At 42.2% G+C, this 25,765-nt stretch carries 26 protein-coding genes and 4 tRNA genes; 14 read left to right on the forward strand and 16 right to left on the reverse strand.

Features of this window, described 5'->3' with window-relative positions:
- Positions 1-535 precede the first annotated feature (535 nt).
- From FTT78_RS12635 to FTT78_RS12645, 3 genes are read left to right on the forward strand one after another with little or no spacing between them, the layout of a single operon-like run.
- On the forward strand, positions 536-1,039 hold the full coding sequence (locus FTT78_RS12635; protein ID WP_180044506.1) for a YfiR family protein: 504 nt from the start codon (positions 536-538) through the stop codon (positions 1,037-1,039).
- On the forward strand, positions 1,036-2,271 hold the full coding sequence (locus tag FTT78_RS12640; protein WP_154321032.1) for a diguanylate cyclase domain-containing protein: 1,236 nt from the start codon (positions 1,036-1,038) through the stop codon (positions 2,269-2,271). The genes FTT78_RS12635 and FTT78_RS12640 overlap by 4 nt, the downstream gene beginning before the upstream one ends.
- Entirely contained in the window at positions 2,264-2,740 is a 477-nt protein-coding gene (locus tag FTT78_RS12645; RefSeq protein WP_154321033.1) for an OmpA family protein, read from the forward strand. The genes FTT78_RS12640 and FTT78_RS12645 overlap by 8 nt, the downstream gene beginning before the upstream one ends.
- A gap of 190 nt (positions 2,741-2,930) precedes the next feature.
- Here FTT78_RS12645 and FTT78_RS12650 read toward each other — a convergent pair.
- From FTT78_RS12650 to secA, 8 genes are all read right to left on the reverse strand, one after another.
- A tRNA-Pro gene (locus FTT78_RS12650) sits at positions 2,931-3,007 on the reverse strand.
- Positions 3,008-3,011: 4 nt separating this feature from the next.
- A tRNA-His gene (locus tag FTT78_RS12655) sits at positions 3,012-3,087 on the reverse strand.
- Between the two features lie 38 nt (positions 3,088-3,125).
- A tRNA-Arg gene (locus FTT78_RS12660) sits at positions 3,126-3,202 on the reverse strand.
- Between the two features lie 46 nt (positions 3,203-3,248).
- Positions 3,249-3,325, reverse strand: a tRNA-Pro gene (locus FTT78_RS12665).
- A 153-nt stretch (positions 3,326-3,478) separates the two neighbouring features.
- On the reverse strand, positions 3,479-4,546 hold the full coding sequence (nadA, locus tag FTT78_RS12670) for a quinolinate synthase NadA (RefSeq protein ID WP_026438463.1): 1,068 nt from the start codon (positions 4,544-4,546) through the stop codon (positions 3,479-3,481).
- 150 nt (positions 4,547-4,696) lie between these two features.
- Positions 4,697-5,917, reverse strand: a complete 1,221-nt coding sequence (gene argJ / locus FTT78_RS12675) for a bifunctional glutamate N-acetyltransferase/amino-acid acetyltransferase ArgJ (RefSeq protein ID WP_180044508.1) — start codon at positions 5,915-5,917, stop codon at positions 4,697-4,699.
- 195 nt (positions 5,918-6,112) lie between these two features.
- The gene (locus FTT78_RS12680; RefSeq protein ID WP_026438462.1) at positions 6,113-6,469 is read right to left on the reverse strand and encodes a hypothetical protein; all 357 of its coding nucleotides are present in this window, start codon (positions 6,467-6,469) and stop codon (positions 6,113-6,115) included.
- A gap of 162 nt (positions 6,470-6,631) precedes the next feature.
- Positions 6,632-9,346 (reverse strand): preprotein translocase subunit SecA, encoded by a 2,715-nt coding sequence (secA, locus tag FTT78_RS12685; protein ID WP_179990537.1) that lies wholly within the window; start codon positions 9,344-9,346, stop codon positions 6,632-6,634.
- 338 nt (positions 9,347-9,684) lie between these two features.
- On the opposite strand from secA, the gene FTT78_RS12690 reads away from it, so the two are divergent.
- Complete coding sequence (locus FTT78_RS12690; RefSeq protein WP_179990535.1) at positions 9,685-10,326, forward strand: peroxiredoxin; 642 nt, start codon at positions 9,685-9,687, stop codon at positions 10,324-10,326.
- Between the two features lie 143 nt (positions 10,327-10,469).
- Here FTT78_RS12690 and FTT78_RS12695 read toward each other — a convergent pair whose 3' ends face one another.
- The 5 genes from FTT78_RS12695 to FTT78_RS12715 all read right to left on the reverse strand — a co-directional run bounded on the left by FTT78_RS12695 (position 10,470) and on the right by FTT78_RS12715 (position 15,957).
- Complete coding sequence (locus tag FTT78_RS12695) at positions 10,470-11,516, reverse strand: SPOR domain-containing protein (protein WP_373685414.1); 1,047 nt, start codon at positions 11,514-11,516, stop codon at positions 10,470-10,472.
- The gene (folC, locus tag FTT78_RS12700) at positions 11,507-12,790 is read right to left on the reverse strand and encodes a bifunctional tetrahydrofolate synthase/dihydrofolate synthase (RefSeq protein ID WP_167845785.1); all 1,284 of its coding nucleotides are present in this window, start codon (positions 12,788-12,790) and stop codon (positions 11,507-11,509) included. The genes FTT78_RS12695 and folC overlap by 10 nt, the downstream gene beginning before the upstream one ends.
- A complete protein-coding gene (gene accD / locus FTT78_RS12705) occupies positions 12,787-13,683 on the reverse strand; it encodes an acetyl-CoA carboxylase, carboxyltransferase subunit beta (RefSeq protein WP_004976262.1) in 897 nt (298 codons plus the stop codon). Before accD ends, folC begins: the two co-directional genes overlap by 4 nt.
- A complete protein-coding gene (trpA, locus tag FTT78_RS12710; protein WP_004976260.1) occupies positions 13,680-14,483 on the reverse strand; it encodes a tryptophan synthase subunit alpha in 804 nt (267 codons plus the stop codon). Before trpA ends, accD begins: the two co-directional genes overlap by 4 nt.
- Positions 14,484-14,889: 406 nt before the next feature.
- Complete coding sequence (locus FTT78_RS12715; protein WP_096902422.1) at positions 14,890-15,957, reverse strand: AraC family transcriptional regulator; 1,068 nt, start codon at positions 15,955-15,957, stop codon at positions 14,890-14,892.
- Between the two features lie 132 nt (positions 15,958-16,089).
- Between FTT78_RS12715 and FTT78_RS12720 the strand changes: the two genes are divergently transcribed.
- The gene (locus tag FTT78_RS12720; RefSeq protein WP_131261957.1) at positions 16,090-16,965 is read left to right on the forward strand and encodes a metal-dependent hydrolase; all 876 of its coding nucleotides are present in this window, start codon (positions 16,090-16,092) and stop codon (positions 16,963-16,965) included.
- 210 nt (positions 16,966-17,175) lie between these two features.
- On the opposite strand, the gene orn is transcribed toward FTT78_RS12720, so the two are convergent.
- Positions 17,176-17,733 carry an oligoribonuclease gene (gene orn / locus FTT78_RS12725; protein ID WP_004976254.1) on the reverse strand — a complete coding sequence of 186 codons (558 nt, stop codon included), beginning with the start codon at positions 17,731-17,733 and terminating at the stop codon, positions 17,176-17,178.
- 124 nt (positions 17,734-17,857) lie between these two features.
- Here orn and rsgA point away from each other — a divergent pair, with 124 nt between their 5' ends.
- The 4 genes from rsgA to secB all read left to right on the forward strand — a co-directional run bounded on the left by rsgA (position 17,858) and on the right by secB (position 20,199).
- On the forward strand, positions 17,858-18,916 hold the full coding sequence (gene rsgA, locus FTT78_RS12730) for a small ribosomal subunit biogenesis GTPase RsgA (protein WP_096902409.1): 1,059 nt from the start codon (positions 17,858-17,860) through the stop codon (positions 18,914-18,916).
- Between the two features lie 94 nt (positions 18,917-19,010).
- Entirely contained in the window at positions 19,011-19,418 is a 408-nt protein-coding gene (locus tag FTT78_RS12735; protein ID WP_004976250.1) for a rhodanese-like domain-containing protein, read from the forward strand.
- 33 nt (positions 19,419-19,451) lie between these two features.
- Complete coding sequence (gene grxC / locus FTT78_RS12740; RefSeq protein WP_004976247.1) at positions 19,452-19,706, forward strand: glutaredoxin 3; 255 nt, start codon at positions 19,452-19,454, stop codon at positions 19,704-19,706.
- Between the two features lie 34 nt (positions 19,707-19,740).
- On the forward strand, positions 19,741-20,199 hold the full coding sequence (gene secB / locus FTT78_RS12745; RefSeq protein WP_004976246.1) for a protein-export chaperone SecB: 459 nt from the start codon (positions 19,741-19,743) through the stop codon (positions 20,197-20,199).
- A 77-nt stretch (positions 20,200-20,276) separates the two neighbouring features.
- Here secB and coaBC read toward each other — a convergent pair whose 3' ends face one another.
- Positions 20,277-21,551: a bifunctional phosphopantothenoylcysteine decarboxylase/phosphopantothenate--cysteine ligase CoaBC gene (gene coaBC / locus FTT78_RS12750; RefSeq protein WP_131261956.1), complete on the reverse strand. Its 1,275-nt coding sequence runs from the start codon at positions 21,549-21,551 to the stop codon at positions 20,277-20,279.
- Between the two features lie 113 nt (positions 21,552-21,664).
- On the opposite strand from coaBC, the gene radC reads away from it, so the two are divergent.
- Together radC and FTT78_RS12760 are read left to right on the forward strand one after the other, a co-directional pair.
- Positions 21,665-22,363, forward strand: coding sequence for a DNA repair protein RadC (gene radC, locus FTT78_RS12755; RefSeq protein ID WP_154321040.1), 699 nt, complete (start codon positions 21,665-21,667; stop codon positions 22,361-22,363).
- Between the two features lie 68 nt (positions 22,364-22,431).
- Complete coding sequence (locus tag FTT78_RS12760; RefSeq protein ID WP_154321041.1) at positions 22,432-23,340, forward strand: bestrophin family protein; 909 nt, start codon at positions 22,432-22,434, stop codon at positions 23,338-23,340.
- 105 nt (positions 23,341-23,445) lie between these two features.
- On the opposite strand, the gene FTT78_RS12765 is transcribed toward FTT78_RS12760, so the two are convergent.
- A complete protein-coding gene (locus FTT78_RS12765; RefSeq protein WP_131261955.1) occupies positions 23,446-24,300 on the reverse strand; it encodes a PHP domain-containing protein in 855 nt (284 codons plus the stop codon).
- Positions 24,301-24,345: 45 nt separating this feature from the next.
- On the opposite strand from FTT78_RS12765, the gene FTT78_RS12770 reads away from it, so the two are divergent.
- Genes FTT78_RS12770 through FTT78_RS12780 form a run of 3 tightly spaced genes read left to right on the forward strand, consistent with a single transcriptional unit; the run spans position 24,346 to position 25,750 of the window.
- A complete protein-coding gene (locus FTT78_RS12770) occupies positions 24,346-24,957 on the forward strand; it encodes a septation protein IspZ (protein ID WP_179991586.1) in 612 nt (203 codons plus the stop codon).
- A 29-nt stretch (positions 24,958-24,986) separates the two neighbouring features.
- Complete coding sequence (locus FTT78_RS12775; RefSeq protein ID WP_004976238.1) at positions 24,987-25,289, forward strand: YciI family protein; 303 nt, start codon at positions 24,987-24,989, stop codon at positions 25,287-25,289.
- Between the two features lie 5 nt (positions 25,290-25,294).
- On the forward strand, positions 25,295-25,750 hold the full coding sequence (locus FTT78_RS12780; RefSeq protein WP_004976237.1) for a hypothetical protein: 456 nt from the start codon (positions 25,295-25,297) through the stop codon (positions 25,748-25,750).
- Positions 25,751-25,765 lie beyond the last annotated feature (15 nt).

Here is a 25,765-nt window from a genome sequence, read left to right on the forward strand (position 1 = left end):
TCAGTTAAAATCATTTTGAAGTTTTAATCTAAACTTCCAAATCTGGCTCATCAATTTTCTGACTTAAATTTCGCTCAAATAAACTTCGAGTAATTTAAACCAATCAATCAATGAAATATGTTCGATCAATCAATCAGTAAAAATCCACACAAGTTGTTCTTCATAATCTCTTAATGATCTTCTCAATGCTTCGTCAGCATCAAGCTAGGTCGGCTATATTACGCTTTATTTCTAAAGTGTCAACTGGTAATTTAAATTATTTTAAACTTTCTTTCTAAAACCCAACTCAATCATTCTTAACCAAGTCATTGTTTTATCAGGAGTTTTAATCTTCATCACCGCCGATGGATGTGCATTATAGGTGAAATATTTCGCCTTGCAACCCCTCTTTTTAAGTTTTATGAGTTTTTTAGTCCGAACGGTTATTTATTCGGCAAAATCATTTAGATCTGTATTATTCTTGCTCAAAATTAGCAGTATGCTTATTTTCCAATATTAGCTACACTACTTTTATGTTCATTCGTGTTGTATTGAAATGACTCAAAATTTAAAAATAATAACCTTGCTGTCATTTGTAGCAATGCAAACACCTATTTTGTATGCTGCACCTGCATCAAATCTTTATAACACTACATTCTCCATTTTAGCGTATGCAAAATGGCAAGCTAGCACGCCCAAACTTTGTATTGTAAATCAAGATAATATTGCACAACAATTCAAAAAACATGCCCCATTACATAATAAATATGACATTCAACCCATTCAAAGCCATGAAATATCTAAAAGTAATTGTCAAATATTAATTTTTTCTACGCTTTCTGCTGCACAAGAACAACATACCTTAAATACTCAAGTTCGATTTCCAGCCCTATCTATTAGTTTAAACAATCTGGAATGTGAAACTGGCAGCGCTTTTTGTCTTTATAAAAAAAATGATAACTATGCTTTTAAAGTCAACATGGAAAGCTTGACTCAATCTCAAGTGCATATTGATCCGCGTGTATTACTGCTTGCAAAAACATCGGAGTCAAACTCATGAAGCAGTTATACACTCCAATTACCTTGCATCAATTATTCACACGCGCACAACTCACTATCTTTGCTCTGACTTTTACAATTTGTTCAATGATTTTTCTGGTCATTTCAACCTACACCATGAACACCTTCGCAAAAAATAGTTTGCAAAGTTTATCTGCAGCATTAAATGAACGCATTCAGCCTGCAGTGGTTTTTAATGATCAAATGACGCTCAACAAAATTCTCTCTGAACATACGCAGCGTTATTCTATTCGTTCAATTGAAGTACGCTCACCTAAACAGACACGTATTGCCTTTATTGAACAGCAAGGTCTAGAGCATTTTTCAATTCAGGCTTTATTGGACTATCTGTTTTTTAATCATCCTGTTCGGCTGAGTATTGACCATGATCAGCAAAACTATGGCGAACTGGTGGTGTATGGAAACTCTAGTGACTTGGTTAGTTTCTTTTATAAAATCGTTTTAGGTTTAATTTTCGGTTTTATTTTGCTTTTAATTGCTGTGTTTTGGTCAATTAATTCAATTTATCAATATCTCATGCAATCTTTAAGTTCTATTGTCAGCTCGGCACAGGAGATCAGTGCACAAAAAAATTATAAGCTGCACGTTTCAAGTTCAGATATTCAAGAACTTCATGAACTGAGTTATGCCTTTAATGGCTTACTCAATGAAATTGAACAATCCCATAAAAATTTATTGGTCGAAAATCATAAACTGCAATTTCAGTCACAATACGACAATTTAACGCAGCTACCAAATCGTAATTATTTTTATGAAACACTGTTTAAGCTATTTACCCAGCCTTCTGCTACGGCCGCAGTATTTTTTTTAGATATTAATAACTTTAACCAAATCAATAACCAATTTGGGCATTTGACTGGCGATAATATCTTGCGTGATTCATCGCATTGTCTAATTCAGATTTTGCCCTCACATGCGTTTGTTGCGCGTTTAGGTGGCGATGAATTTGCAATAATCTTAACTGGCTCACACTCCACTTCAGAATTAGAGGGTTATTGTCAAAAGATTCATGCGTGCTATGGCTCTACATTTAGGTATGAACAGCAACAAGTTTCCCTAAATGTCAGTATTGGCGTAGCATTGATTGAATATGCCAAAACTCCTGAAAATTTAATTGCCGATGTCGATCGCGCAATGCTCAAAGCCAAACGTGATCAATCAAAATGGTATATTTCACCTCAATCAAACAATAAACAGGTTCCTTATGCTTAAAAAAGTTCTGATCGGTACACTTATTTTTGTTATGGTTTCACTCAGTGCTTGCATGAGTTTAGGGAATGTCAGCTATAAGCAGGCACGCATGCTAAAACAAGAAGGTTTTATTTTAAGTGATGATGGCTGGACTTTAGCCCTGCCTGAACGCTTGTTATTTGGTTTTGATGAATACGCCATTCAAAACAACCAAAAAGAACGCCTGAACCAATTGGCACAACAGCTGCATAAATATGACTTGGATAAACTCAAGTTTATTGGTCACACAGATAACCTAGGCTTAGCCAGCTACAATCAAACCCTTTCTGAAAAACGCGCCCAAAATGTGGCTCAGGTTTTTTTAGATCAAGGTTTTGAAAGAAAAAATATTCAGGTGATTGGGCGCGGTGCAACACAACCAATGGTAAGCAATGACACACCAGCAAATCGTGCCACCAACCGACGCGTCAATGTGACGATTGTGCCTTAATAAAAAAGACACTAAAACTTTCTTATTTTTAGCCTCATTCTTGAGGCTTTTTTATGCCGACCAATAACTAATATGAAGCCAATTTTAAACCTAACAAGGCTTTCACAAATTTCAGGCATAAAAAAACCGCTTAACGCGGTATCTTTATTGACTTGACCATTTATACTTAGCATCTGTTCTATTTAGAAAATGGTCGGAGCAGTAGGATTCGAACCTACGACCCCCTGGTCCCAAACCAGGTGCACTACCAGGCTGTGCTATGCTCCGAAATTGGGGTGAATGACGGGATTCGAACCCGCGACAACTGGAATCACAATCCAGGGCTCTACCAACTGAGCTACATCCACCATCATGTTTGGTTCTTTTATACCAAGCTACCAAAAAATGGCGCGCCTGACAGGATTCGAACCTGTGACCATCCGCTTAGAAGGCGGATGCTCTATCCAACTGAGCTACAGGCGCATGACCGATGATACATAATATCATGCGATACGTTGCCTTGAAGAATTGGTCGGAGCAGTAGGATTCGAACCTACGACCCCCTGGTCCCAAACCAGGTGCACTACCAGGCTGTGCTATGCTCCGATTCATCTCAGCTTTTTGTGTATCGCACATCGTGCGGTACGGTGTGCATTCTAGGCGCGACGCCCGAAGACGTCAACACCTATATTTAAAAAAAATTAAAAAAAAGCTTCAACCGTATATTTATCAAGCATTTTTGATATTTTTCAATCAATTTTAGCGTTTTAAGCTCGCACTGAAATTCAACATACGATCTAGTGGTAATTTAGCACGTTCTGCCATGGCAGGTTCAACGAATACTTCTTGATCACCTGTTTGCAATACATGCAAAATTCCATCCAATTCATTCATCGCCATCCACGGGCAGTGTGCGCATGAACGACAGGTTGCACCCTCACCTGCAGTTGGTGCTTCAATTAGAATTTTATTTGGTACAGCTTGCTGCATCTTGTAGAAAATACCGCGGTCTGTTGCCACAATTAAACGCTCGTGTGGCAAAGTTTTTGCCGCTTGAATAAGTTGCGAGGTACTGCCCACCGCATCAGCTACATCAACAACTGATTCTGGTGATTCTGGATGCACCAAAACTGCTGCATCCGGATACATGGCTTTCATATTGGCTATACCGCGTGAACGGAATTCTTCATGCACAATACACGAACCATCCCAAAGCAGCATATCTGCGCCAGTTTTCTTTTGAATATAGCGTCCTAAGTGCTGATCTGGCGCCCAAATGATTTTTTCACCTAAGCTATCGAGATGTTCAATAATTTCAACCGCACAGCTTGAGGTAACGACCCAATCTGCACGCGCTTTTACCGCAGCCGATGTATTGGCATAAACCACGACTGTATGATCAGGATGCGCATCACAGAAGCGGCTAAACTCATCGACAGGACAACCTAAGTCTAGCGAACAAGTCGCTTCTAAAGTTGGCATAAGAATGGTTTTTTCTGGCGATAAAATTTTGGCAGTTTCGCCCATAAATTTTACACCAGCTACGACCAACGTGGTTGCCGCATGATCACGACCAAAACGTGCCATTTCCAGTGAATCCGAAACACAGCCACCTGTTAATTCAGCCAGTTCCTGTACTTCAGGATCGCAGTAATAATGGGCAACCAAGACAGCATTGTGCTTTTCGAGTTCTGCTTTAATTTGCGCAAATTTTTCCTGCTTGGCTTGCTCACTCAAATGATGTTCTTTGGTTTCACCCAAGCGATCTAAATGCGCCTGCACAATTGATTTGGCTTCATTGGCAATTAAATTGGTCGCATCATTCATAACAACGTCTTCTCTATCTTCATGCTTGCCCGAACACAAGCTTACTCAAGTCACTGATGATATGGGGGCAATTTACTCATTCACCAGCCCTTTGCCGATTGAATGCTAAAAAAGCCTCACAACGGAGGCTTTATCACTCAATTTGAATTTTTACGAACGGTAATCCGCGTTGATCTTGACATAATCGTAAGACAAGTCACAAGTATAGACTGTATCTGTCGCTTGACCACGTCCTAAATTTACACGAATGGTCATTTCGGTTTGTGCCATGACTCGCGCGCCCGCTGCTTCGGTATAGTCGGCAGCAGCACCGCCATCTTTGCAAATTTGCACATCATCCAACCAAACCTGAATTTTTTCAACGTCTAAATTTGGCACGCCTGCATAACCAATTGCAGCAAGAATACGCCCCCAGTTTGGATCTGAGGCAAAAATGGCCGTTTTTACCAATGGTGAATGTGCAATGCTGTACGCAATATCACAACATTCTTGGGTATTGTCACCATCTTCAACACGTACCGTAATGAATTTTGTTGCACCTTCACCATCACGGATAATCAGTTGAGCCAAACGCAACATCACACGATTCAAAACATCTAATACCACAGCATAACGCGGGTCATTTTCGCTGCAAATTTCAGTGCCACCCGTCTGACCAGTCGCCACCAAGATACATGAATCATTGGTCGAGGTATCGCCATCTACAGTAATACGGTTAAACGATTGTTCTACGCTGTGTTTGAGTAATTGCTGCAAGATGTCACGTTGAATTGGTGCATCGGTTGCAACATAGCTAAGCATGGTCGCCATATTTGGGCGAATCATACCTGCACCTTTAGAAATGCCTGTCATGCTATAAGTAATACCATCTAACTCAAACTGCTCAGATGCACCTTTTGGCGTGGTATCTGTGGTCATAATACCTGTCGCAGCATCATGCCAAGCATCCTCACGTAACGATGCCAGCGCAGGCGCTAAACCAGCAACCAAGCGCTCAATCGGCAATTGCTCACCAATCACACCTGTAGAAAATGGCAAAACTTCTTGGGTAGATACACCTGCCAATTCAGCCAATTTGGCACAGGTGATTTCTGCATTTTGCATACCCAATTTGCCTGTACCCGCATTGGCATTACCTGTATTAATGACCAAATAACGCGGATTGCCTTGAGCTAAATGTGCTTTGGACACATGCACAGGCGCAGCGCAAAATGCGTTTTGAGTAAATACGCCCACTACATTTGAGCCTGCTGCAAATTCAAAAATAACCAGGTCACGTCGGTTCTGATAACGCACATAAGCCTCTGCTGAACCAATTTTTACACCTTTGACCACATGCATGTGTGGCATAGAGACGTCACCAACTGCCATTTTGAAATTTCCAGTACAAATTTGAGAATGTCACAGCTTAGTGGAAATTGAAGAAAAAATCGAGCATCCTCCCTGCTTGACTCAACTTTTGTTAATACACAAGGTCATATATAAAAAACCAGCCCGTATGGACTGGTTTTAATCTTCAATGTAATGCATCAGCAACTAAAATTATACTGATTGAGCCTATTTGGATTATGGCGTAGTCGCAACCACGGTTTCACCCAATAAAGCCTGTTTTGCACGTTCTTGACTTGCTGCAGATAAAGCAGGATTTGCAGCCACAATACGATTTACATTGGCAGCATTCGCAGGTGCAATCGCTGCAGTATGCAACACGATTGGACGCTGATCTGGATTGGCAAAGGTATAACGAATACCTGTGCGTGGGCTTGCCACAGTCACGTGACCATTATCCACTTGTACCTGTGCAGTGGTCGCACCCACAGCAGCTTGAACTTTTGCAGGAGTTGTCGTTGTTGCCGCATTTGCAAATGCGAAAGTAGGCAAGCTCAAGGCAACAATCATTAAAGGTTGTAATACTTTTTTCATTTTTTGTTCCACACGTGGATATTGCATGTGCAACTAAATAGCATTTAATTCCAAAATCTGCAAATGCTATACACATCTTGCAAAACTATTACCACAAAGATTTTGCGCCCCAAAATACAAAAAGCAGAACCAAAGTTCTGCTTAAGTTGTAACAAGTCAGGTTTAGATTTTACCGTGACACTGTTTATATTTCAGTCCTGAACCACATGGGCATGGCGAGTTACGGCTCGCAGGCGCAACAACAGTTTGCTCAGCAGCACTATACTGTGGTTCTGATTCAAAGGTTTCGCCCGTTAAACCGTCTACATCAGCATGTGAAAGATTAAGCTGCATCGCTTCTGCTTGCGCTTGCTGTTGAGCTTCCATCGCTGCCAATTCTTCAGGTGTTGGGACATGCACACGCGAAAGATCGGTCACGACATCGGCTTTAATCACACCCAACATATTCACAAATAAGTTAAAGGCTTCTTTTTTGTACTCTTGCTCAGGGTTCTTTTGTGCATAACCACGTAAATGAATCCCTTGACGCAAATAGTCCATAGCCGCCAAATGATCTTTCCAATGACGATCAAGTGAACTGAGCATAAAGTGGCGTTCTAACATCGCTGCAGATTCATCACCCATTTGCTCACGACGTGCACGATAACGTGTGACAATTTCATCGGCAATACGTTCTACTAAAGCTTCTTCATCTAGGCGACGATCATCTTCGAGCCATTGGTTAATTGGTAATTCGATGCCCAAATCATCACGCAAGGCACGCTCTAAACCTTCAATATCCCATTGATCATGAATCGATTCTGGTGGAATATAATTGGCGATCATACCTGTGACCACTTCACGGTGCATTTCTTCAATATAGTCTTGCAGCGTGCTTTCTGCCAGAATATCATCACGCTGTGAATAAATGATCTTACGTTGTTCGTTGTTTACGTCATCGTATTTCAACAAGTTTTTACGGATGTCGAAGTTACGTGCCTCAACTTTACGCTGTGCATTTTCGATAGAGCGTGACACCATTTTGTGTTCAATCGCTTCATCTTCCTGCAAGCCCATAGCACGCATCATTGCTACAACACGATCACCTGCGAAAATACGCATTAAGTCATCTTCAAGTGACAAATAGAAACGTGACACGCCTGGGTCACCCTGACGACCTGCACGACCACGCAACTGGTTGTCAATACGGCGCGATTCGTGACGTTCTGAACCAATAATGTGTAAGCCACCTGAACTTAACACCATGTCGTGATTTTGTTCCCACTCTGCCTTTAAACGCGCTTCATCTTCAGGGGTTGGGTTTTCAATTTTGGCTAGCAGGGCTTTCCAGTTACCACCTAGCAAAATATCTGTACCACGGCCTGCCATGTTCGTGGCAATAGTCACCGCACGTGGTGAGCCTGCTTGCGCAATAATGTCAGCTTCGCGTTCGTGTTGCTTCGCGTTCAATACTTCGTGCTGAATACCCGCTTCACGCAGTTTATCCGATAAAATTTCTGAAGCTTCAATGGTCGCTGTACCAATCAGAATTGGTGCGACACCTGCTTCATGCACACGTTGAATTTCTTGAATAATCGCGTTGTATTTGCCTGTACGGTTTAAATAAATTAAATCGTTTTGGTCATTACGAATCATTGGTCGGTGGGTTGGAATGATGACAACATCTAGACCATAAATTTCTTTCATTTCTGCAGCTTCAGTGTCTGCAGTACCCGTCATTCCTGACAGTTTTTTGTATAAACGGAAATAGTTCTGGAAGGTTGTGGTCGCTAAAGTCTGGTTTTCAGGCTGAATTTCCAGACCTTCTTTGGCTTCTACCGCTTGGTGCAGACCTTCTGACCAACGGCGACCAGGCATGGTACGACCTGTGTTTTCATCGACAATAATTACTTCACCATCATGGATGATGTAGTGCACGTTACGTTGATACAGGAAGTGCGCACGAATAGCTGCAGATACGTGATGCACCAAATTTAGGTTAGATGCAGAATACAGACTTTCTCCTTCTGCCAATAAACCCATTTGAATTAATTCATTTTCTACCGTTTCATAACCAATTTCGGTCATTTCTACAGTGCGTTGTTTTTCATCAATCCAGAAGTGTCCGCCATCTGCTACTTTTTCTTCTTTTTGCGCATGCAATTTTGGCGGAATGGTGTTGATTGCCGCATATAACTGCGATGAGTCATCGCTTTGACCAGAAATGATTAATGGTGTACGTGCTTCATCAATTAAGATCGAGTCCACTTCATCAATAATGGCATACGTCAGGCCACGCTGTTTTTTCTCACTCAGTGAGAACACCATGTTGTCACGCAAGTAGTCGAAACCAAATTCGTTATTGGTACCGTAAGTAATGTCTGCACGATAAGCCTGTGCTTTTTCAGTCGGGTCTTGCATGGAGTAGATAATGCCAATGCTTAAACCTAAAAACTCAAATAAAGGACGGTTGAGTTCAGCATCACGCTGCGCCAAGTAGTCATTCACAGTAATGACGTGCACGCCCTGACCGCTTAAAGCATTTAAATAGCAGGCCAAAGTTCCCATTAGGGTTTTACCTTCACCTGTACGCATTTCTGCAATTTTACCTTCGTGCAAGGTAATACCACCAATCAACTGCACGTCATAGTGACGCATGCTCATGACACGTTTAGCCGCTTCACGACATACTGCAAATGCTTCTGGTAATAATTTATCTAAACTTTCGCCTTTGTTATAACGTTGTTTGAATTCTTCGGTTTTTGCAGATAAGTCTGCATCGCTTAAGGCAGATATCGTCGGCTCGAGCGCATTAATCTTGTCTACGATTTTACGCATGCGTTTGAGTTCGCGCTCATTTTTAGTACCGAAGATTCCTCCGATCAGACTTGCCAACATGAATAAACTCTCTAAATCTTGCTTGTCAAATAAATAGGTTTTTCTTAGTGGTTATTATGGTGCTAGAAATTTGAAGTACAAGGGTTTTGCACAAAAACCTATTAAAAATTCCAATCTCTACTTGCCATTTCTCGCTGCTAAGTGGCAGTTAATGTAACAAATTTCGAGCGGACGATATATAGCAATCACACATCAATCTATTTTGAAAATGCAATAAAAACGACACAGCATATTCAATTTACTCATAAGCACATACAAAAACACTATTTAATTCTGCAAAAGGAATGGCGCATAGTAGTACGCACACATCACACAACAAAACAAGACAGAGGTACACAATGACTATTCGCTTAGGTGACACTGCACCGAACTTCACGCAAGATTCAAATGAAGGCCCAATTGATTTTTATGAATTTTTAGGTGACAGCTGGGGCATTCTATTTTCGCATCCTGCCGATTACACACCTGTCTGCACCACCGAGCTAGGCTATACCGCAAAACTGAAAGATGAATTCAGCAAGCGCAATGTCAAAGCGATTGCACTTTCTGTAGATGATGCTGAATCTCATAAAGGCTGGATTCAAGATATTAACGAAACTCAAGATACAACGGTTAATTTCCCAATTCTTGCTGACCAAGATCGTAAAGTGTCTACCCTGTACGATTTTATTCACCCGAATGCCAGCGAAACACTGACTGTCCGCTCATTAATCATTATTGATCCAAATAAAAAAGTACGCTTGATCATTACTTATCCTGCTTCTACAGGACGTAATTTCCACGAAATTTTACGTGTCATTGATTCACTACAACTGACTGACAATTACAAGGTTGCAACGCCTGCCAACTGGCAAGATGGTGAAGATGTGGTCATTGTGCCTGCCATTCAGGATGAAGCGGAACTTAAAGAACGCTTCCCAAGTGGATATAAAGCCATCAAGCCTTATTTACGTTTGACCAAACAACCGAACCGCACTTAATTAAGTGTTACATGAGCAAGCCTATCTTCGGATAGGCTTTTTACAATCAAAGCATTTGAAACACGCCTAAATTCAATCAGCATTAAAAAAGGATTTAACCCAAAAGATTAAATCCTTTTTAATAAACATTTTGATCGAATGATCTAGTCACGTTTATCTAACGGTACCCAGTCAATCACCCATGCAGATTTCATATTCAAACTTGGGTCTGCGGTAATTTTCTTGCGGGTTGCATCTGCAGCATCACGGTCTTTAGATGGCCCAACCATAATCCGAACCCCTTTAGACGTTGGACTTTGGGTGACTTTATAACCTTTGGCTTTCAGTTTTGCCGCCAAAGCATCGGCATTGGCTTGGTTAGCAGCCAAAGCCACTTGTACCATCCACTGCTTATCGCCTTCTTCCAATAACTTACGTGCTTTTTCAGCTTCAGCCTTTTTCTTGGCAGCTTCTTCAGCTTTGCGTTTTTCCTCAGCTTTACGTTTTTCTTCGGCAGCCTTACGTTCTGCTTCTTTTTTCGCTTCTGCTGCTTTGCGCTCTTGTTCAGCTTTACGTTTTGCATCGGCTTGGCGTTGTTCTTCCGCTTTGCGCTTCTCTTCTGCAATACGTTTTTCTTCCGCTAAACGCTTTTCATCTGCTGCTTTTTTCTCTGCAGCACTACGCTCTTGCGCGGCTTTTAACTCAGCAGCTTTCTTGGCATCCGTTGCCTTTTGCTGCTCTAACTTCTTTTGCTGGGCAGCTTTTTCTTCAGCCAAACGCTTTTGCTTGGCTTGTTCATCTTCGACCAATTCCGGTGGAATATTGTCAGAACTTTGCTGCTGACCAGAACGCAATGCATTTAAGGCAGCATATTCTTCTGCAGCTTTACGCGCTGCTTCAGCTTCTGCCTGTTGTTGCATCGCTAAAAACTCAGCTGCACGTGCTTCTTGCTCCGCTACTGCTTTTTCACGCGCACGGCGCTGCTCTTCAAGCAGACGCTGCTCGGTTTGCACATCGACAGTTAAAGGTTGCAATTGCACCATTTCTGCCTGATTGGCATTTTTATGTTGAACTTGTTCGGCTTGGCTTGGGGTTTTCACATTATTTTGATGTATTTCTTCTTGCCCTTTTAAAAGCAATGCTGCCAATAAAACACCACCACCTAATAAAACAACGCCACCCATCCAGCGCTGTTTGTTATTCATTGACATTCTTCCAAATACTCCCATACCGCTTCTAAGGTATGAAATGATCCACATACCAAAATCAGCTGATTATTTTTTGTTTCATCCAGTGCTGATTTAAAAGCCAATTGTATACTGTCGAAGTGTTGTATTGTTTCGCCTTGCAAAGCCTGATCCAAAACCGTGATCTCCGCCGCACGAGGCACATTTAATGTGGCAATTTTCCACATTACGACACTATCTTTCAATAACTCAACCACAGAATTTATATCTTTATCTGCAAGCATTGAAAAAACACTGACCACTTCAGTGTACTGTTTATTGTAATTTAAGAAATTGCGCAATTGCTTTAACAAAAATTCAACGCCATGCGGGTTATGTCCTGCATCAAAAATCACGGTTTTGCCCTGAATTTGACGAATTTCAAAACGTCCCGCCAATTTGGCCGTTTGAATACCTTGTGCAATTGCGTCTTGGGTGATTTCTAAACCACTGTGCAAGACTGCTGCCACAGCCGTTGAAATATTATCGAGGGCTAAACTGCCTGTTGGAAGTTTTAAGGTACAACCCGATGCAGCAAACATCCATGACTGACCATCTTGCATATCCCGATAAAAATAATCACGATTCAAGACAAACAAAGGTGCATTGCAGGTTGCTGCTTTGTCGTGAATAGCTTGAGGCAAATCTTGCTGACCTGCAAAAATGACAGGAATGTTAGGACGAATAATGCCTGCTTTTTCATAGGCAATTTTTTCGATGCTATCGCCTAACCAATCGACATGATCTAAACCGATATTGGTAATAACCGCCACATCAGGATTGACGACATTGACCACATCTAAGCGTCCACCTAAACCGACTTCAAGCACCCATACATCGCAATCACGTGCTTTAAAAATCACAAAGGCTGCCAAAGTCGTGGCCTCAAAAAAAGATAAACTCAGATCGCAATCACGTCGTGCTTGATCGACTTGCACAAAAGCATCAATCAAACTTTGGTCATCGATTTCGACGCCTGCTAATTTGACTCGTTCATTAAAACGGTAAATATGTGGCGATTGGTACAACCCAACCCGATAGCCCTGCGCATTTAAAATAGCCGCTAAAGTGGTTGTGGTTGAGCCTTTGCCATTGGTTCCCGCAACCGTAATGACTTTAGCTTTAGGATGGGTTACACCCAATTTTTCTGCAACGGGAATGACCCGTTCCAAACCTAAATCAATACCCGTAACGTGAACATGGCTCCAATAATTGAGCCATGTGTTTAAATCATCGGTTGCAAGAGGTGCTGTGTTCAAGGCAAGTTCATCAGTTTCGCAAGAATACGATAAACTGTATCACGTAATGCATGACGATGGACAATTTGATCGACCACACCATGATCAAGTAAGTATTCTGCACGTTGGAACGGTTCTTCCAGTTTTTCACGTACAGTTTGCTCAATGACACGTTTACCCGCAAAACCAATCATCGCTTTAGGTTCTGCAATGTGCACATCACCCAGCATCGCCAATGATGCAGTTACACCACCATATACAGGATGTGTTAATACTACGATGTAAGGTAAGCCTGCTTCTTTCATACGTTGAATTGCTGCAGAAGTACGCGCCATTTGCATTAATGACAACATGCCTTCTTGCATACGCGCACCGCCCGATGCTGCGAAGCAAATTAACGGTTGTTTTTGCTGAATCGCACGTTCAGCAGCTTGCACAAAACGGTCACCCACTACGGTACCCATTGAGCCGCCCATAAAATCAAACTCAAATGCACAAGCAATGACTGGCATATCTTTTAATAAGCCCTGCATCACCACTAAAGCTTCGGTTTCACCCGTTTTCTTTTGCGCTTCAGTCATACGCTCAGGATAAGCTTTGCTGTCTACAAATTTGAGTGGGTCTTTGGCAGAGAATTCTTGACCTAATTCGTTTTGCACTTGGTCAAAGAACCAAGTTAAACGCTCACGCGCTTTCATACGTAAATGTTCATCACATTGTGGGCATACATAAGCGTTGAACGACATTGCCGTACGTGTCACCAAGGCATGACATTCTGGACATTCAATCGTTGGTTCAGTAAAGATCGCTTTTAACGCTTGTTGCTCATCTGGTGTTTCAATACCAGGTACACCACGTGCAGTCCACGGCGTCGATGGGCTTAGAATTTTCCCTGTTTTCACTTCTTGACTCATACTAACTCATCGAGCGCAGCTCGAAGCTCCTTCACTTTATTAACCGTTGCAATGACGGCTTGTTCTGGTGCTAAGCTCGCAAATTGTTTTACAAAAGCACTTCCGACAATGACTGCGTCGGCAGCCGCGCCCATTGCTTTGGCAGATGCAGCATCACTGATGCCAAAACCCACACCCACAGGCACGTTGGTTACAGCTTTAATCTGTTGGATGCGGGTTGCTGCTTCTGCAACATCAAGTGTTGCTGCACCCGTCACGCCTTTCAAAGAAACATAATAAATAAAGCCACTGGCTTGGTTTGCAACAAATTGAATACGCTCTGGTGTAGAAGTTGGCGCTAACAAGAAAATTTGATTCATCCCATATTTATTCAGGACTTCATCAAATTCTTGGGCTTCTTCAGGTGGTAAATCGACCAGAAGTACACCATCGACACCACAGTCATGTGCATATTCAACAAACTTTTCATAACCAATGACTTCTACAGGGTTTAAATATCCCATCAATACCACAGGAGTTTCCTGATCTTTTTGACGGAACTCTTTGACCATGTTTAAAGCATCTAGCGTATTGGTTCCACCTGCCAACGCTCGCTCTGCAGCGAGGGCAATTACTGGACCATCAGCCATTGGGTCTGAAAACGGCAAACCTAATTCAACGACATCTACCCCTGCCTCGACCATTTGATGTAACAACGGAACTGTGACTTCTGGATGAGGGTCACCTGCCATAACATAAGAAACTAAGGCCTTACGCTGTTGAGATTCAAGCTGTGCAAATCGTGTGGCTAAACGTGACATAGGGTTGTATTTTCCTTGAATGATTAAAACTGAGACATTTGCTATTGTAGAAATACAAATTGACCCATTGTAACGCTATTTTTTACTCAATGAATAGCGCACAGGCATGGGTTGCTGCATTTCTGTTTGCAAAACGATTTATTCAGAACAACCGCGAGGCTACATTTACTGATATTTGCGCTTTTTTCTCAATGATCAAAGATGCCTAATTTTGCCTGCTTATCGGTTTTTGAAACTTGCTCAATCGTGCTTTTAAATTTAAAAATATTGATAAAAATAAACAACTTCAGGTTTTATCTTAGGCTTTATCAACCTTGCAAAAGCTGATTCGGTCATGGCTACACACAGCTTATTTTCAATCTCTTAGCGCAAAATGACCTGATGATCATGAGCCAATTGATCCAATTTATAACGTACCTTGCTGTATAGAAAATGCATCATTCTCTGCTTGCTGCAATTGCTGTTTACGTTTTAGCAAGGTCTGTCCTGTGCAGTCTTTATAAGCACGTGCCAAAGCCGACTGGTCTGAATAACCCAACAACTGTGCAATGTCGCTTAGACTCACATTTTGTTGTAGTAAGTTTTCACAGCGCTGCATCCGTTCTATTTCCAGAATCTGTTTAAAACCCGTACCTTCCTGTTTAAGCTGACGCTGTAACGTCCGCCCTGAACGAAATAAACGCTGTGCCACCCATTCAATGCTCGGCACTTGCTGTTCATAACGTAAATAATGCGCCACCTGCTCTTGGACTTGCTGCTGCACGGTTTCTAATTGTGGTTTTAACGCAATCGCATCTTCAGCTTGTTTGGTGAGTAAATGAATTAAAGAGGGATCGGCTTGCTGTGGTTTTAAACTGAGGCTTTCTAAATTTAAAACAATTTGATATTCCGCTTGCTTAAATAAAACCTTACAACCATAAAACTTTTCATAATGCAGCATCGCCATACGCGGTGCATGGGCAAAATGAATCTCCCGTATCGGAGAGTGTTGAAAATCAAAAATTTGCATGGCCAATTGAGTCATACAGGCAAAAGTCATTTCATGAACCAAGCTGTATTTTTCATCCACCAACGGCCATGATAAATATAAAGCATCTGGTTGTTGTTCCAGTCGCATCGGTACGGCTGCCGTACCATCTACCACCAAACGACTAAAACGCATCATATATTGAAGGGCTTCTGCAACACTGTTACTACGCGATGCCATATAGCCGAGCACACCAAAATGTTCAGGCTGAATATAACGCGCCAATTCAAAAACAAGCGTTGGACAATCTAAAAACTGAATACTGTGTTGGATGATCTCATTAAAAAATTGATAAGACGATTGGGTATCCATAGGCAATGCCAACACATGCTGTAAATGCTGCAATTGTGCAGGCGAAAATCCAAGCTGCTCAGGAACTCTGCCCTGTGCAGATAAATAGCGTAACCAAAGTTGATAATAGCCATTTGGAATTTGAATTTCGCTCATGTGCTTGCTCATTTTGACATGCATCATTTTCTTTTGTCGTTTAATGTATAAAAACTGGCAAATACTGTCAAAACAAATCTGCCAAAGCCCGACATAATGCAAACAGGATTGACCAGAGTGAAATAAAATAAAATGAATGCACTTGTCCAATATCATGCTGCGCCCATAGTACGCAGCAATCTCGATTTTAAATTAGCCGATGTGCCGCGTTACTGGTTTGCAGGTGACCCGTTTTTAACCCGCATGTTTGATGCTTTGAGCCTGACTTTTCCTGATGGCGAGCGTTATTTCATTCAATCGGTACGTTTGTTCCGTGATCAAATTCAAGACCCTGACTTAAAACAGCGTGTTGCCGATTTTATTCGACAAGAAGCTCAGCACGGCATTGCACACGACAAAATGAATCAGGTCATGAAAGATCAAGGCATGCCTGTAGATCAGTTTATTCAGCGTCTAAACAAAGTGTTTAAGTTTGAACTGAAATATCGCTCGCCCCAATACAACATCGCCATGACAGCAGCTGCGGAACATTTAACCGCACTTATGGCAGAAACTTTTTATGGCGAAAAAGACACGCTGCAAGATGCACATCCTTATGTCCGTGCTTTATTTGCATGGCATGCGATTGAAGAAATGGAACATCGTGATGTGGCGTTTGATGTGATGCAACAGGTGGGCAATGTGCCTGAAGTGACTCGAAAAATGGCGTTGGTGCTGACCACAGGTTTAATGTTCGGATTTACCCTGTACCGCGCCAATGTCATGCTGAGATGCGATGGGTTTAATCGTACCCAGCGCCTTAAAATGAATGTACGTGGCTTGCAATGGCTGTTTGGCAAACAAGGGAAATTACGCAAAATGCAATCACAATATCGTGATTGGTTTAAACCTGACTTTCACCCTAGCCAACATCCAATCATCGCGCAATATGATGTCTGGCTTGAGACTTTGGCGCAAACAGGCGACCCAATTCAGGCAGGTGAAGCATTTTGGCAGGCAGGAAAATAAAGCTTTTGGTTTTGCTTGGCTTTTAACCAATGAACACCTAAGCATTGCTTAGCTTTATACAAACTTGCCTCTAATATCTTTATATAAAGTAAGGCATAAGGCAATGCTGAGTCATATCTTATTATTTCTTATTTATGAGTGACCAACACAGTTTAAGCGTAAGAGATCGCTGTTACTGTTACAGCTCCATCTCCTACGCAGAAAAAGGTTTTAGTCCTGATTCATAATAAAAAAGTATTGGCGATAATATTTCAGCTCAGCAATCGAATCACGAATATCATCCATCGCCAAATGCGACGCATTCTTTTTCAAACCGCTCATAATTTCTGGACGCCAGCGCTTTGCCAACTCTTTCACTGATGAAACATCCAAATTACGATAATGGAAGTACTGTTCCAATTCAGGCATTAAACGGTGTAAAAAACGGCGGTCTTGGCAAATTGAGTTGCCACACATTGGCGATGTTTTAGGATTGACCCATTTTTTTAGAAACTCAATGGTTTGCTGCTCTGCATCCTGCGCAGTGAGTTTGCTGCGACGCACACGCTCAATTAAGCCCGATTGTCCATGCTGACGTGTATTCCACTCATCCATGGCATTTAAAATACGATCAGGTTGATGCACAGCCAGCACAGGACCTTCTGCCAAAATATTTAAATGATCATCGGTCACAATGGTAGCCACTTCAATAATTTGGTCGTTATCGGTATCTAAACCTGTCATTTCCAAATCAATCCAAATGAGGCGAGTATCAGGCGTGCTGCTCATAAATGTGCAATCTTATTCGGCTTAAAAACAGCATAGTAGCAAATTTCTTGCTTCTTGGCTGTAACTGTGCCCCCGCTTCATGCTATTTTTGCCATCCTGAGTTCATGGTTTTTTTAGGATATGAATGGCTTTAATTCGTAAGCGTCGATTGACTGAACAACAGCAACGTCGAATTGAAAAACAACACAAGTCACGTCAGGCAGACATTGACACTTCACATGATTTAGAAGGCTTGGTGGTACAACACTATGGTCGTCAATTAGAAGTTCAGGCTTTATCTGTTCCTGAAATTCATCCTGAAAAACCGGTGGTGCACGCAGGTGAGCCTGAACCATTTTGGAAACCTATTGAAATAGGCAGTATTTGGCGCTGTCACACTCGTACCAATTTAGAATTATTGGTGACGGGAGATCGGGTCAAATGGCAGGCCGACCCAAATACAGGTTTAGGAATTATTACCGCGATTCATCCACGCCAATCTTTATTGACCCGACCTGATCGTTATCACAAAGTTAAACCTGTTGCCGCCAATATCAGTTTGATTGTGATTGTTTTTGCGCCTTTGCCTGAACCTGCACCGGGCTTGATTGACCGCTATTTGGTTGCTTGTGCCGATGCCGATATTCCCGCCTTATTGGTTTTAAACAAATCTGATTTACTCAAAGAAAACGACCCGATTTTAGACTTGCTCAAGGAATATCAAGACTTGGGATATGAAGTTATGCAAACCCAATCCGATGCGAATTTAGAGCATTTAGCGGCACGTTTAGCAGGTGAAACGGTAGCTTTTGTCGGGCAATCGGGCGTGGGTAAAAGCTCGCTGATTAATGCCATCGTGCCTGAAGCGGCGCAAAAGACCAATATCATTTCGGAAAACTCGGCACTTGGACAGCACACCACAACCTCTACTCGTTTAATTGGCTTTGGAGATGGTGCTGCCTTAATTGACTCACCGGGGATTCGTGAATTTGGTTTGTGGCACTTGAGCCAAGATAAAATTCAAAATGGTTTTCCTGAAATTGAAAACCTGTTGGGTCATTGCCAATTCCGCAACTGTACCCATAAACATGAAAAGCAATGTGCGCTGCGACTGGCTGCTGCAGAAGGCGAAATTTTATCGCGTCGTTTAGACAGTTATTTAAGACTGTGTGATGAAATTGCCGAAGCGCAACAAAAAAATTAATTTTATTGTGGCGCTGCCCTTGAAGCGGTGTTTTTGATCGCCATATTTATACGCTATACTCTTGAACAATTTTGACATTGTAATTAGGTGACTTGTGGAACGTTGGTTCGAATTTATGGGGAATCATCCCTTCTTATTTGGGACGCTGGCTGTATTGGTAGTGTTGTTCTTTGTGTTAGAAGGTCAACGCAATGGTCGCAAAATTTCCCCACAATCTTTGGGTATTTTAGTCAAAGCTAAAAATGCCATGTTGATTGATTTACGTGATGCCAAAGATTTCCGTGAAGGTCATATCAGTGGTAGCCGCAATATTCCCTATAGCCAAATTACCAAGCATGTTGAAGAGTTAAAAACCTCAGATCGCCCATTGGTCTTTATCTGTAACTTGGGTCAGGTTGCAGGCAGTGCTTTACAACAGGTCGCACATACCGATGCCTATCGTTTAGATGGCGGTATTAGCAACTGGAAAGCACAAGGTTTACCTTTAGTAAAAAGCAAATAGTTTTACCCAATATTTTTCGCAAGGAGAACAATCATGGCTGAAGTCACTATTTATTCAACGACTGTATGTCCATACTGCATTCGTGCAAAACAACTCCTTGAGCGTAAAGGCGTTGCCTATAAAGAAATTAATTTGTCGAATGAAGCGCCTGAAGTACGTGTTGAATTAATGCAACGCACCAATCATCGTACCGTTCCACAAATTTTCATCAATGACCAGTTTATTGGCGGCTTTGACCAATTATATGCGTTAGATCGCGAAGGCAAGCTCGATCAATTATTGGCATAAACATAACACGATAACCAACTCTTAAGGATTTAACATGAGTGAAGAACAACAAGCTCAACCACAATTGGCATTAGAGCGTATTTATACCAAAGACATTTCTTTTGAAGTTCCTGGGGCACAAGTATTTACCAAAGAATGGCAGCCTGAATTGAACATCAACCTGTCATCTTCTGCAGAAAAAATTGATCCAACCCACTTTGAAGTAGCATTAAAAGTTGTGGTTCAAGCCAACAACGCGGGCGATACTGCATTTATTGTTGATGTTACCCAAGCTGGTATTTTCCTGATTGATGGCGTTGAAGAAGAGCGTTTACCGTACATTCTTGGCGCATACTGCCCGAACATTTTGTTCCCATTCTTGCGTGAAGCAGTGAATGATATGGTTACCAAAGGCAGCTTCCCACAATTATTGTTAACGCCAATCAACTTCGATGCCGAGTTTGAAGCCAATATGCAACGTGCTCAAGCCGCTGCAGCTGAAGGTCAAGCTTAATTCGCGATTGGATATAAAAAAACCGCTGAAATTTCAGCGGTTTTTTATGTCATCCGTTTGCTGATGGACGATCAAAATTAAAAATCATCATCCTGAGATGGATCTCGATACAAGGCATCATGAATCGCTTCGACCAATTGCTGCGCAATTTCCTGTTTCGAGGCTTTTTCCAAATCGCGTTTTTCCATACGGTAGCTTTCGGCAAAAAATACCGTCATGGCATTTTCATCGGAAGCAAAACCAATATCGGCACGGGAAACGTCATTGCAGGCAATCATATCTAGCTTTTTCGCCACCAACTTGCCTGCTGCATACTCTTCTACATTGCGGGTTTCTGCAGCAAAGCCAACCATAAACGGACGTTTTTCCTGTTGTGCAATGGTCGCAACAATATCAGGGTTTTTGACCAACGCCACATTCAGCTCATCGCCTAATTTTTTAATTTTGTGTTCCGCTATTTCTGCCACGCGGTAATCTGCCACCGCGGCTGTAGCGATGAAAATATCACAGCCTTGTTCAAGCATCTGCAAACTGGTATCTAGCATTTGAATTGCAGAAGACACATTAATTCGCTGTACCCCATTTGGCGTATCTAAACTAACTGGGCCTGCAATAAGCGTGACTTTTGCCCCTGCTGCATAACAGGCTGCAGCCAAAGAAAAACCCATTTTGCCTGTACTATGGTTAGAAATATAACGCACAGGGTCTAAAGCTTCGCGGGTTGGGCCTGCTGTAATGGTGACATTTTTGCCTGCCAACATGCCAAATTTTTCCACCAAAGCACGCTGTGCCTGATGAAAATACTGCGTCACCTGATGCGCCAAATCTTCAGGTTCTGGCATACGCCCTAAACCAACATCTCCACAGGCTTGTTCGCCCGCATCGGGCATAATTACATGCACGCCATCTTCCACCAAAGTGGTTAAGTTACGCTGTGTGGCTTTGGCTGCCCACATTTGCTGATTCATGGCAGGTGCAACCCAAACTGGTGCACTGGTGGCTAAATATAAAGTACTGAGCAAATCATCGGCCAGACCTGCAGCAAATTTGGCTAAGGTGTCGCAACTGGCGGGCGCAACCAAAATTAAATCGGCCCACCGTGCCAATTCAATATGCCCCATGCCTGCTTCGGCTTCGGTATCTAATAATTCGGTATGTACTGGATTGCCTGACAGTGCTTGAAAGGTCAGCGGTGTAATAAAAGCTTGTGCCCCCTTGGTCATGACCACGCGAACACTAAACCCCGCATCCTTTAAACGACGCACTAAAATCGCACTTTTATAGGCCGCAATGCCGCCTGTCACAGCTAAAATAATATTTTTATGAGGGAGGACGCTTAAATCGAAGCTCACAAATAAGCCACCTTTTTGTTGCAGTGGCGCTCACAATAGCATTAAATAATGTCATTCCCAAGAGATCTGTTGGGATTTAAGTTTCAAATTTAGAATAAAAAAGTCAAATAACAATGCATTTATCTATTAAACATTGGCCTGAACAAGAACGGCCACGTGAGCGTCTGATTCAAAATGGTGCTGCAAGTTTGTCCGATGCCGAACTACTGGCTATTTTCCTGCGCTCAGGCTCGCAACAACATTCTGCGGTGGAGTTGGCACGATTGCTAATTCAGCATTTTGGCAATCTCACTACTTTACTCGATGCACCCATTGCCGAGTTGTGTCAATTTCACGGCATGGGTAACAGTAAATATTCACAGCTCATGGCAGTTAAAGAACTTGGACGGCGCTATGTAGCCGAACATTTAAAACAAGATGCACTTGAGCTTAGCAATTCCAAACGCTTGATGGAGTATCTGCGTTTTGAACTTTTGGGCGAAACCCAAGAAGTGTTTGCGGTGCTTTGCCTTGATGCCTGTTTACGCAAAATCAGCTTTAAAAAATTATTTTATGGTGCATTAAATTCGTGTGAAATTTCCATTAATCAATTGCTACGTTTTGCGATTAGTCAACATGCCACAGCGATTGTGATTGCACACAATCATCCTTTCGGCTTACCACAACCTTCACCTGCAGATTTAGTCCTGACGCAGCAGATTCAGCAAGCCTGTCAGTTGCTAGAGCTGCGTTTGATCGATCACTGTATCATCTCAAGTGAAGGTAATTTTTCCTTTGCCGAACAACAACTGCTTAAATTTGAGCACACTTAAAATTTGCATATTGACAAAGCCTGCACAAGCACAGAAGATCATCAAAAAATTGTGATGATTCTAATAAAATGATAGTCGATCAACCCAGTGTATTTAACTTACTGTTTTCTTGGCGGGGCACGATTTTACCGAAGGTCTTACCGCCTTTGGGCTTGGTGATGTTGATCTCCACCATTATTGGCGGTTTGTCTTATATTGGTTATTTTCATTTTCCAGAATTGCCTTTGGTTGGCTTTACTTTAATTGGGGTGGTGCTGTCGATTTTTTTGGGCTTTAAAAACTCTGCCTGTTATGACCGTTGGTGGGAGGCACGTAAACTTTGGGGCATGCTGATTGCCAACGCGCGCCACTTTGACCGCGACTGCCGTATACTTAGTCAAGCACGACGTGAACGCGTCATTCAGCACGTCATTGTATTTGCCAATGTCTTGCGCGACCGCCTGCGTCATCAAACTGCCAATCCAACCGAGTTAATTCAAACCAGTGGCATGAGTCAGCAAGCAATTACCCAACTGTATCAACAAGCCAATGCGCCGCAATACACGCTCAGTTTGATTCAATGGGAGTTAATGCAAGCACTTAAAGAGGGCGAAATTTCCGATATTATTTACACACAAATGAATCAACACGTCACAGAGCTGAGTTTGGTACTCACGGGTTGTGACCGTATTGCTACCACACCGCTCCCTTTTGCGTATTCAGTCCTACTTAACCGAACAGTGTACTTTTTCTGTTTTATGTTGCCCTTTAGTTTAGGGTCTACACTCGGATTGGCGACTCCGCTTTTGGTCGGTATTTTGGCTTATACTTTTTTAGGTCTGGATGCGCTCAGTTCTGAAATTGAAGAACCTTTTGGCACGCAAAGCAATGACTTACCTTTAGATGCCATGGTAAGAACCATTGAAATTGAATTATTGGGTACGTTGGGTAAACCAACGCCACCACCAATTCAGGCACAGGACAATAATTTGCTTTAGACCCTCTTCCCAACCTTCTCCCAGAGGGAGAAGGAGTTTTTATCCTTTCTAAATTTTAATAATGGATATCACATCTGCTTATATGAGAAGGTTGGGATGAGGGAGTTACTCAACAAAACTCTCCCAAATCCCAATTTGACCATCTTTCACCCGCGGAATATTGCCCAATTTAATCCACGGCATATTTTCACCATGAAAATCACTGCCGACAGATACTTTTAGACCATGTTCAGCAATCATGCGATCCACCATTTGACGGGTCGATGCAGGGTCAATATTAGGCGGCAATTCCACTGCATCACCCCCATATTTGGCAAAAATTTCAATTAAATAACGAATATTGGTCGCAGATAAATCATAACGGGTTGGATGCGCCAACACGGCAAAACCCTGACTGTCGTGAATCACCCGAATCGTATCTTCCAAACTCAAGCCATCAAATTTCACATAAGCCTTTTTGCCTTCTTTGATGTATTTATCAAATGCTTGCTGCACACGCGTTACAATGCCTTTTTCCTGTAAAGTTTTGGCAATGTGCGTACGGGTAATCCGATCTGCTACGCCTTCGACTTTAAGAAGTACATCATTATAAATATCTTGTCCAATCAGCGGAGTGAGTAAATCACAAATTTGTTTGGCACGTTCTGCACGAATTTGTTTTTGCTGTTCCAGCAGCGCCTGTAAAGGTGCAGGATTTTGCATGTTTAGCGCCACCACATGCACGCTATAGCTTTTTTTAGTGGCAGGACGTGACCATTGACTGGAAATTTCCACTCCCGAAATAATCTTTAAATCTTGCCCCTGAGCCGCTTGCTCTGCCAAAGCCAGCCCATCCATTGTGTCATGATCAGTCAATGCCAAGGTATGAATGCCCTGCTGAATTGCCGCAGACACCAATTCTCCAGGTGACAAAGTTCCATCAGAAATATTACTGTGTGTATGTAAATCTACGCCGTGCATCACTTATACTATGTCATTTATTTGATCAGATTTAGATACTCTAACATGAAAGCACTTTTAGACTTTGTGCCCCTCATTATTTTCTTTTATTTATACAAAACTGTAGATCCAAAAGACACTAATCATCAATTACTACAACTCATCGGCTCTGCAGGCGGTGTCGATAACAACCATATTTTGGTGGCCACCACAGGTCTGATCATCTCGATGTTAGTGGTGTACGGCGCATTGTTCATCATGCAAAAATTCCGTTTAGATAAACAACAGTGGATTGTGTTGTTTATGACCGTAATTTTTGGTGGCGTTACCTTAATGTTAAGCGATGACTTTTATATTCGCCTGAAAGCTGCCATTTTGAACATTGTATTTGCAGGTGCTTTTTTGCTGTCACCATGGTTTAGCAAAGATCGTAAGCCACTGATTCAACGCTTATTTGGGCCTGTGTTCAACTTGACCGAAGTTGGCTGGAAAAACCTGAATTATGCTTGGGCAGCCATGTTTGCAGTCATGTCTTTCCTACACGTATTTTTTGCATTTTTATTTAGGGATGGAAAATATTGGGGCGAATTCACCGCTTTTGGTGACATGATTGTGATGTTTTCCTTTATCATTGTGCAGTTTATTGTATTGCGCAAATACTTTAAAACATCTGAATAATTTCTGATCTACGATATTCGAGAGTAACTATGCCTTTATTTGTTCTGAGTTGTACTGACCGTGAAGGTACACTGGAAAAACGTCTTGCGACCCGTCCTGCACATCTTGCACGTTTGCAACAACTCGATGCCGAAGGTCGCTTAATTGTGGCGGGGGCAATGCCAAAAGACCCAAGCAATCCACAAGCAGGCTTTTATGGCAGCACCATGATTGTCGATTTTGACAGTCGTGAAGCACTCGATGCTTGGCTACAAGATGAACCTTTCTTAAAAGAAGGCGTATATAGCCACATTGACGTTAAGCCATTCAATAAAGCATTCCCTCAAGGATAAGCGCTATGCGTTTCGTTGTTGCCAGTGTTGTTGCTGTTCTGCTCAGTTCACCTGTATATGCAGTTGAGCCAGCCACAACCACACCTACTGCACCTGCTCCTGCTGCTGTGACCAACACGGCAGCTGTAGCAACAGCCAATGGGGTTACTCCTGCACAAGATAAGCCCCTGACTGCAGAACAAATTGCCAAAAATAAAGCCCTTCAGGAAGCTAAAACCAAAGCCTTGATTAAAGATCAGAGCACACGTTTGCAACAACTTGAACAGGCAAACCTCGATGCTTTGGCACAGAATCAGGAACTGCAACTTAAAAACGATAATTTAGGCGTGCAAGTTCAAGTACTGCAAAGTGAACGCAGTGCGCAAATGTTTTTATACGGTGCTGCAACACTCGCGGTTGGCGTATTGCTCGGCTTCTTAATTGCTAGCTATGTCTATACCAAACGTCGCCGCCAATGGTAAGGTGAGCATTCACCT

This window comes from Acinetobacter sp. YH01011, from assembly GCF_013420785.1.
Taxonomy (GTDB): Bacteria; Pseudomonadota; Gammaproteobacteria; order Pseudomonadales; family Moraxellaceae; genus Acinetobacter; species Acinetobacter towneri.

Bases quoted from the DNA above. Each gene is read 5' to 3' on its own strand.
- FTT78_RS12640 (WP_154321032.1), top strand. From the start codon at position 1,036: ATGAAGCAGTTATACACTCCAATTACCTTGCATCAATTATTCACACGC.
- grxC (WP_004976247.1), top strand. From the start codon at position 19,452: ATGGCTGAAGTCACTATTTATTCAACGACTGTATGTCCATACTGCATT.
- FTT78_RS12690 (WP_179990535.1), top strand. From the start codon at position 9,685: ATGACTATTCGCTTAGGTGACACTGCACCGAACTTCACGCAAGATTCA.
- rsgA (WP_096902409.1), top strand. From the start codon at position 17,858: ATGGCTTTAATTCGTAAGCGTCGATTGACTGAACAACAGCAACGTCGA.
- orn (WP_004976254.1), bottom strand. From the start codon at position 17,733: ATGAGCAGCACGCCTGATACTCGCCTCATTTGGATTGATTTGGAAATG.
- argJ (WP_180044508.1), bottom strand. From the start codon at position 5,917: ATGGCAGTTGGTGACGTCTCTATGCCACACATGCATGTGGTCAAAGGT.
- FTT78_RS12760 (WP_154321041.1), top strand. From the start codon at position 22,432: ATGATAGTCGATCAACCCAGTGTATTTAACTTACTGTTTTCTTGGCGG.
- secA (WP_179990537.1), bottom strand. From the start codon at position 9,346: ATGTTGGCAAGTCTGATCGGAGGAATCTTCGGTACTAAAAATGAGCGC.
- FTT78_RS12765 (WP_131261955.1), bottom strand. From the start codon at position 24,300: ATGCACGGCGTAGATTTACATACACACAGTAATATTTCTGATGGAACT.
- nadA (WP_026438463.1), bottom strand. From the start codon at position 4,546: ATGAATGATGCGACCAATTTAATTGCCAATGAAGCCAAATCAATTGTG.
- FTT78_RS12775 (WP_004976238.1), top strand. From the start codon at position 24,987: ATGCCTTTATTTGTTCTGAGTTGTACTGACCGTGAAGGTACACTGGAA.
- FTT78_RS12770 (WP_179991586.1), top strand. From the start codon at position 24,346: ATGAAAGCACTTTTAGACTTTGTGCCCCTCATTATTTTCTTTTATTTA.
- FTT78_RS12720 (WP_131261957.1), top strand. From the start codon at position 16,090: ATGAATGCACTTGTCCAATATCATGCTGCGCCCATAGTACGCAGCAAT.
- FTT78_RS12645 (WP_154321033.1), top strand. From the start codon at position 2,264: ATGCTTAAAAAAGTTCTGATCGGTACACTTATTTTTGTTATGGTTTCA.
- FTT78_RS12635 (WP_180044506.1), top strand. From the start codon at position 536: ATGACTCAAAATTTAAAAATAATAACCTTGCTGTCATTTGTAGCAATG.
- secB (WP_004976246.1), top strand. From the start codon at position 19,741: ATGAGTGAAGAACAACAAGCTCAACCACAATTGGCATTAGAGCGTATT.
- FTT78_RS12715 (WP_096902422.1), bottom strand. From the start codon at position 15,957: ATGAGCGAAATTCAAATTCCAAATGGCTATTATCAACTTTGGTTACGC.
- FTT78_RS12695 (WP_373685414.1), bottom strand. From the start codon at position 11,516: ATGTCAATGAATAACAAACAGCGCTGGATGGGTGGCGTTGTTTTATTA.
- trpA (WP_004976260.1), bottom strand. From the start codon at position 14,483: ATGTCACGTTTAGCCACACGATTTGCACAGCTTGAATCTCAACAGCGT.
- FTT78_RS12680 (WP_026438462.1), bottom strand. From the start codon at position 6,469: ATGAAAAAAGTATTACAACCTTTAATGATTGTTGCCTTGAGCTTGCCT.
- accD (WP_004976262.1), bottom strand. From the start codon at position 13,683: ATGAGTCAAGAAGTGAAAACAGGGAAAATTCTAAGCCCATCGACGCCG.
- FTT78_RS12780 (WP_004976237.1), top strand. From the start codon at position 25,295: ATGCGTTTCGTTGTTGCCAGTGTTGTTGCTGTTCTGCTCAGTTCACCT.
- radC (WP_154321040.1), top strand. From the start codon at position 21,665: ATGCATTTATCTATTAAACATTGGCCTGAACAAGAACGGCCACGTGAG.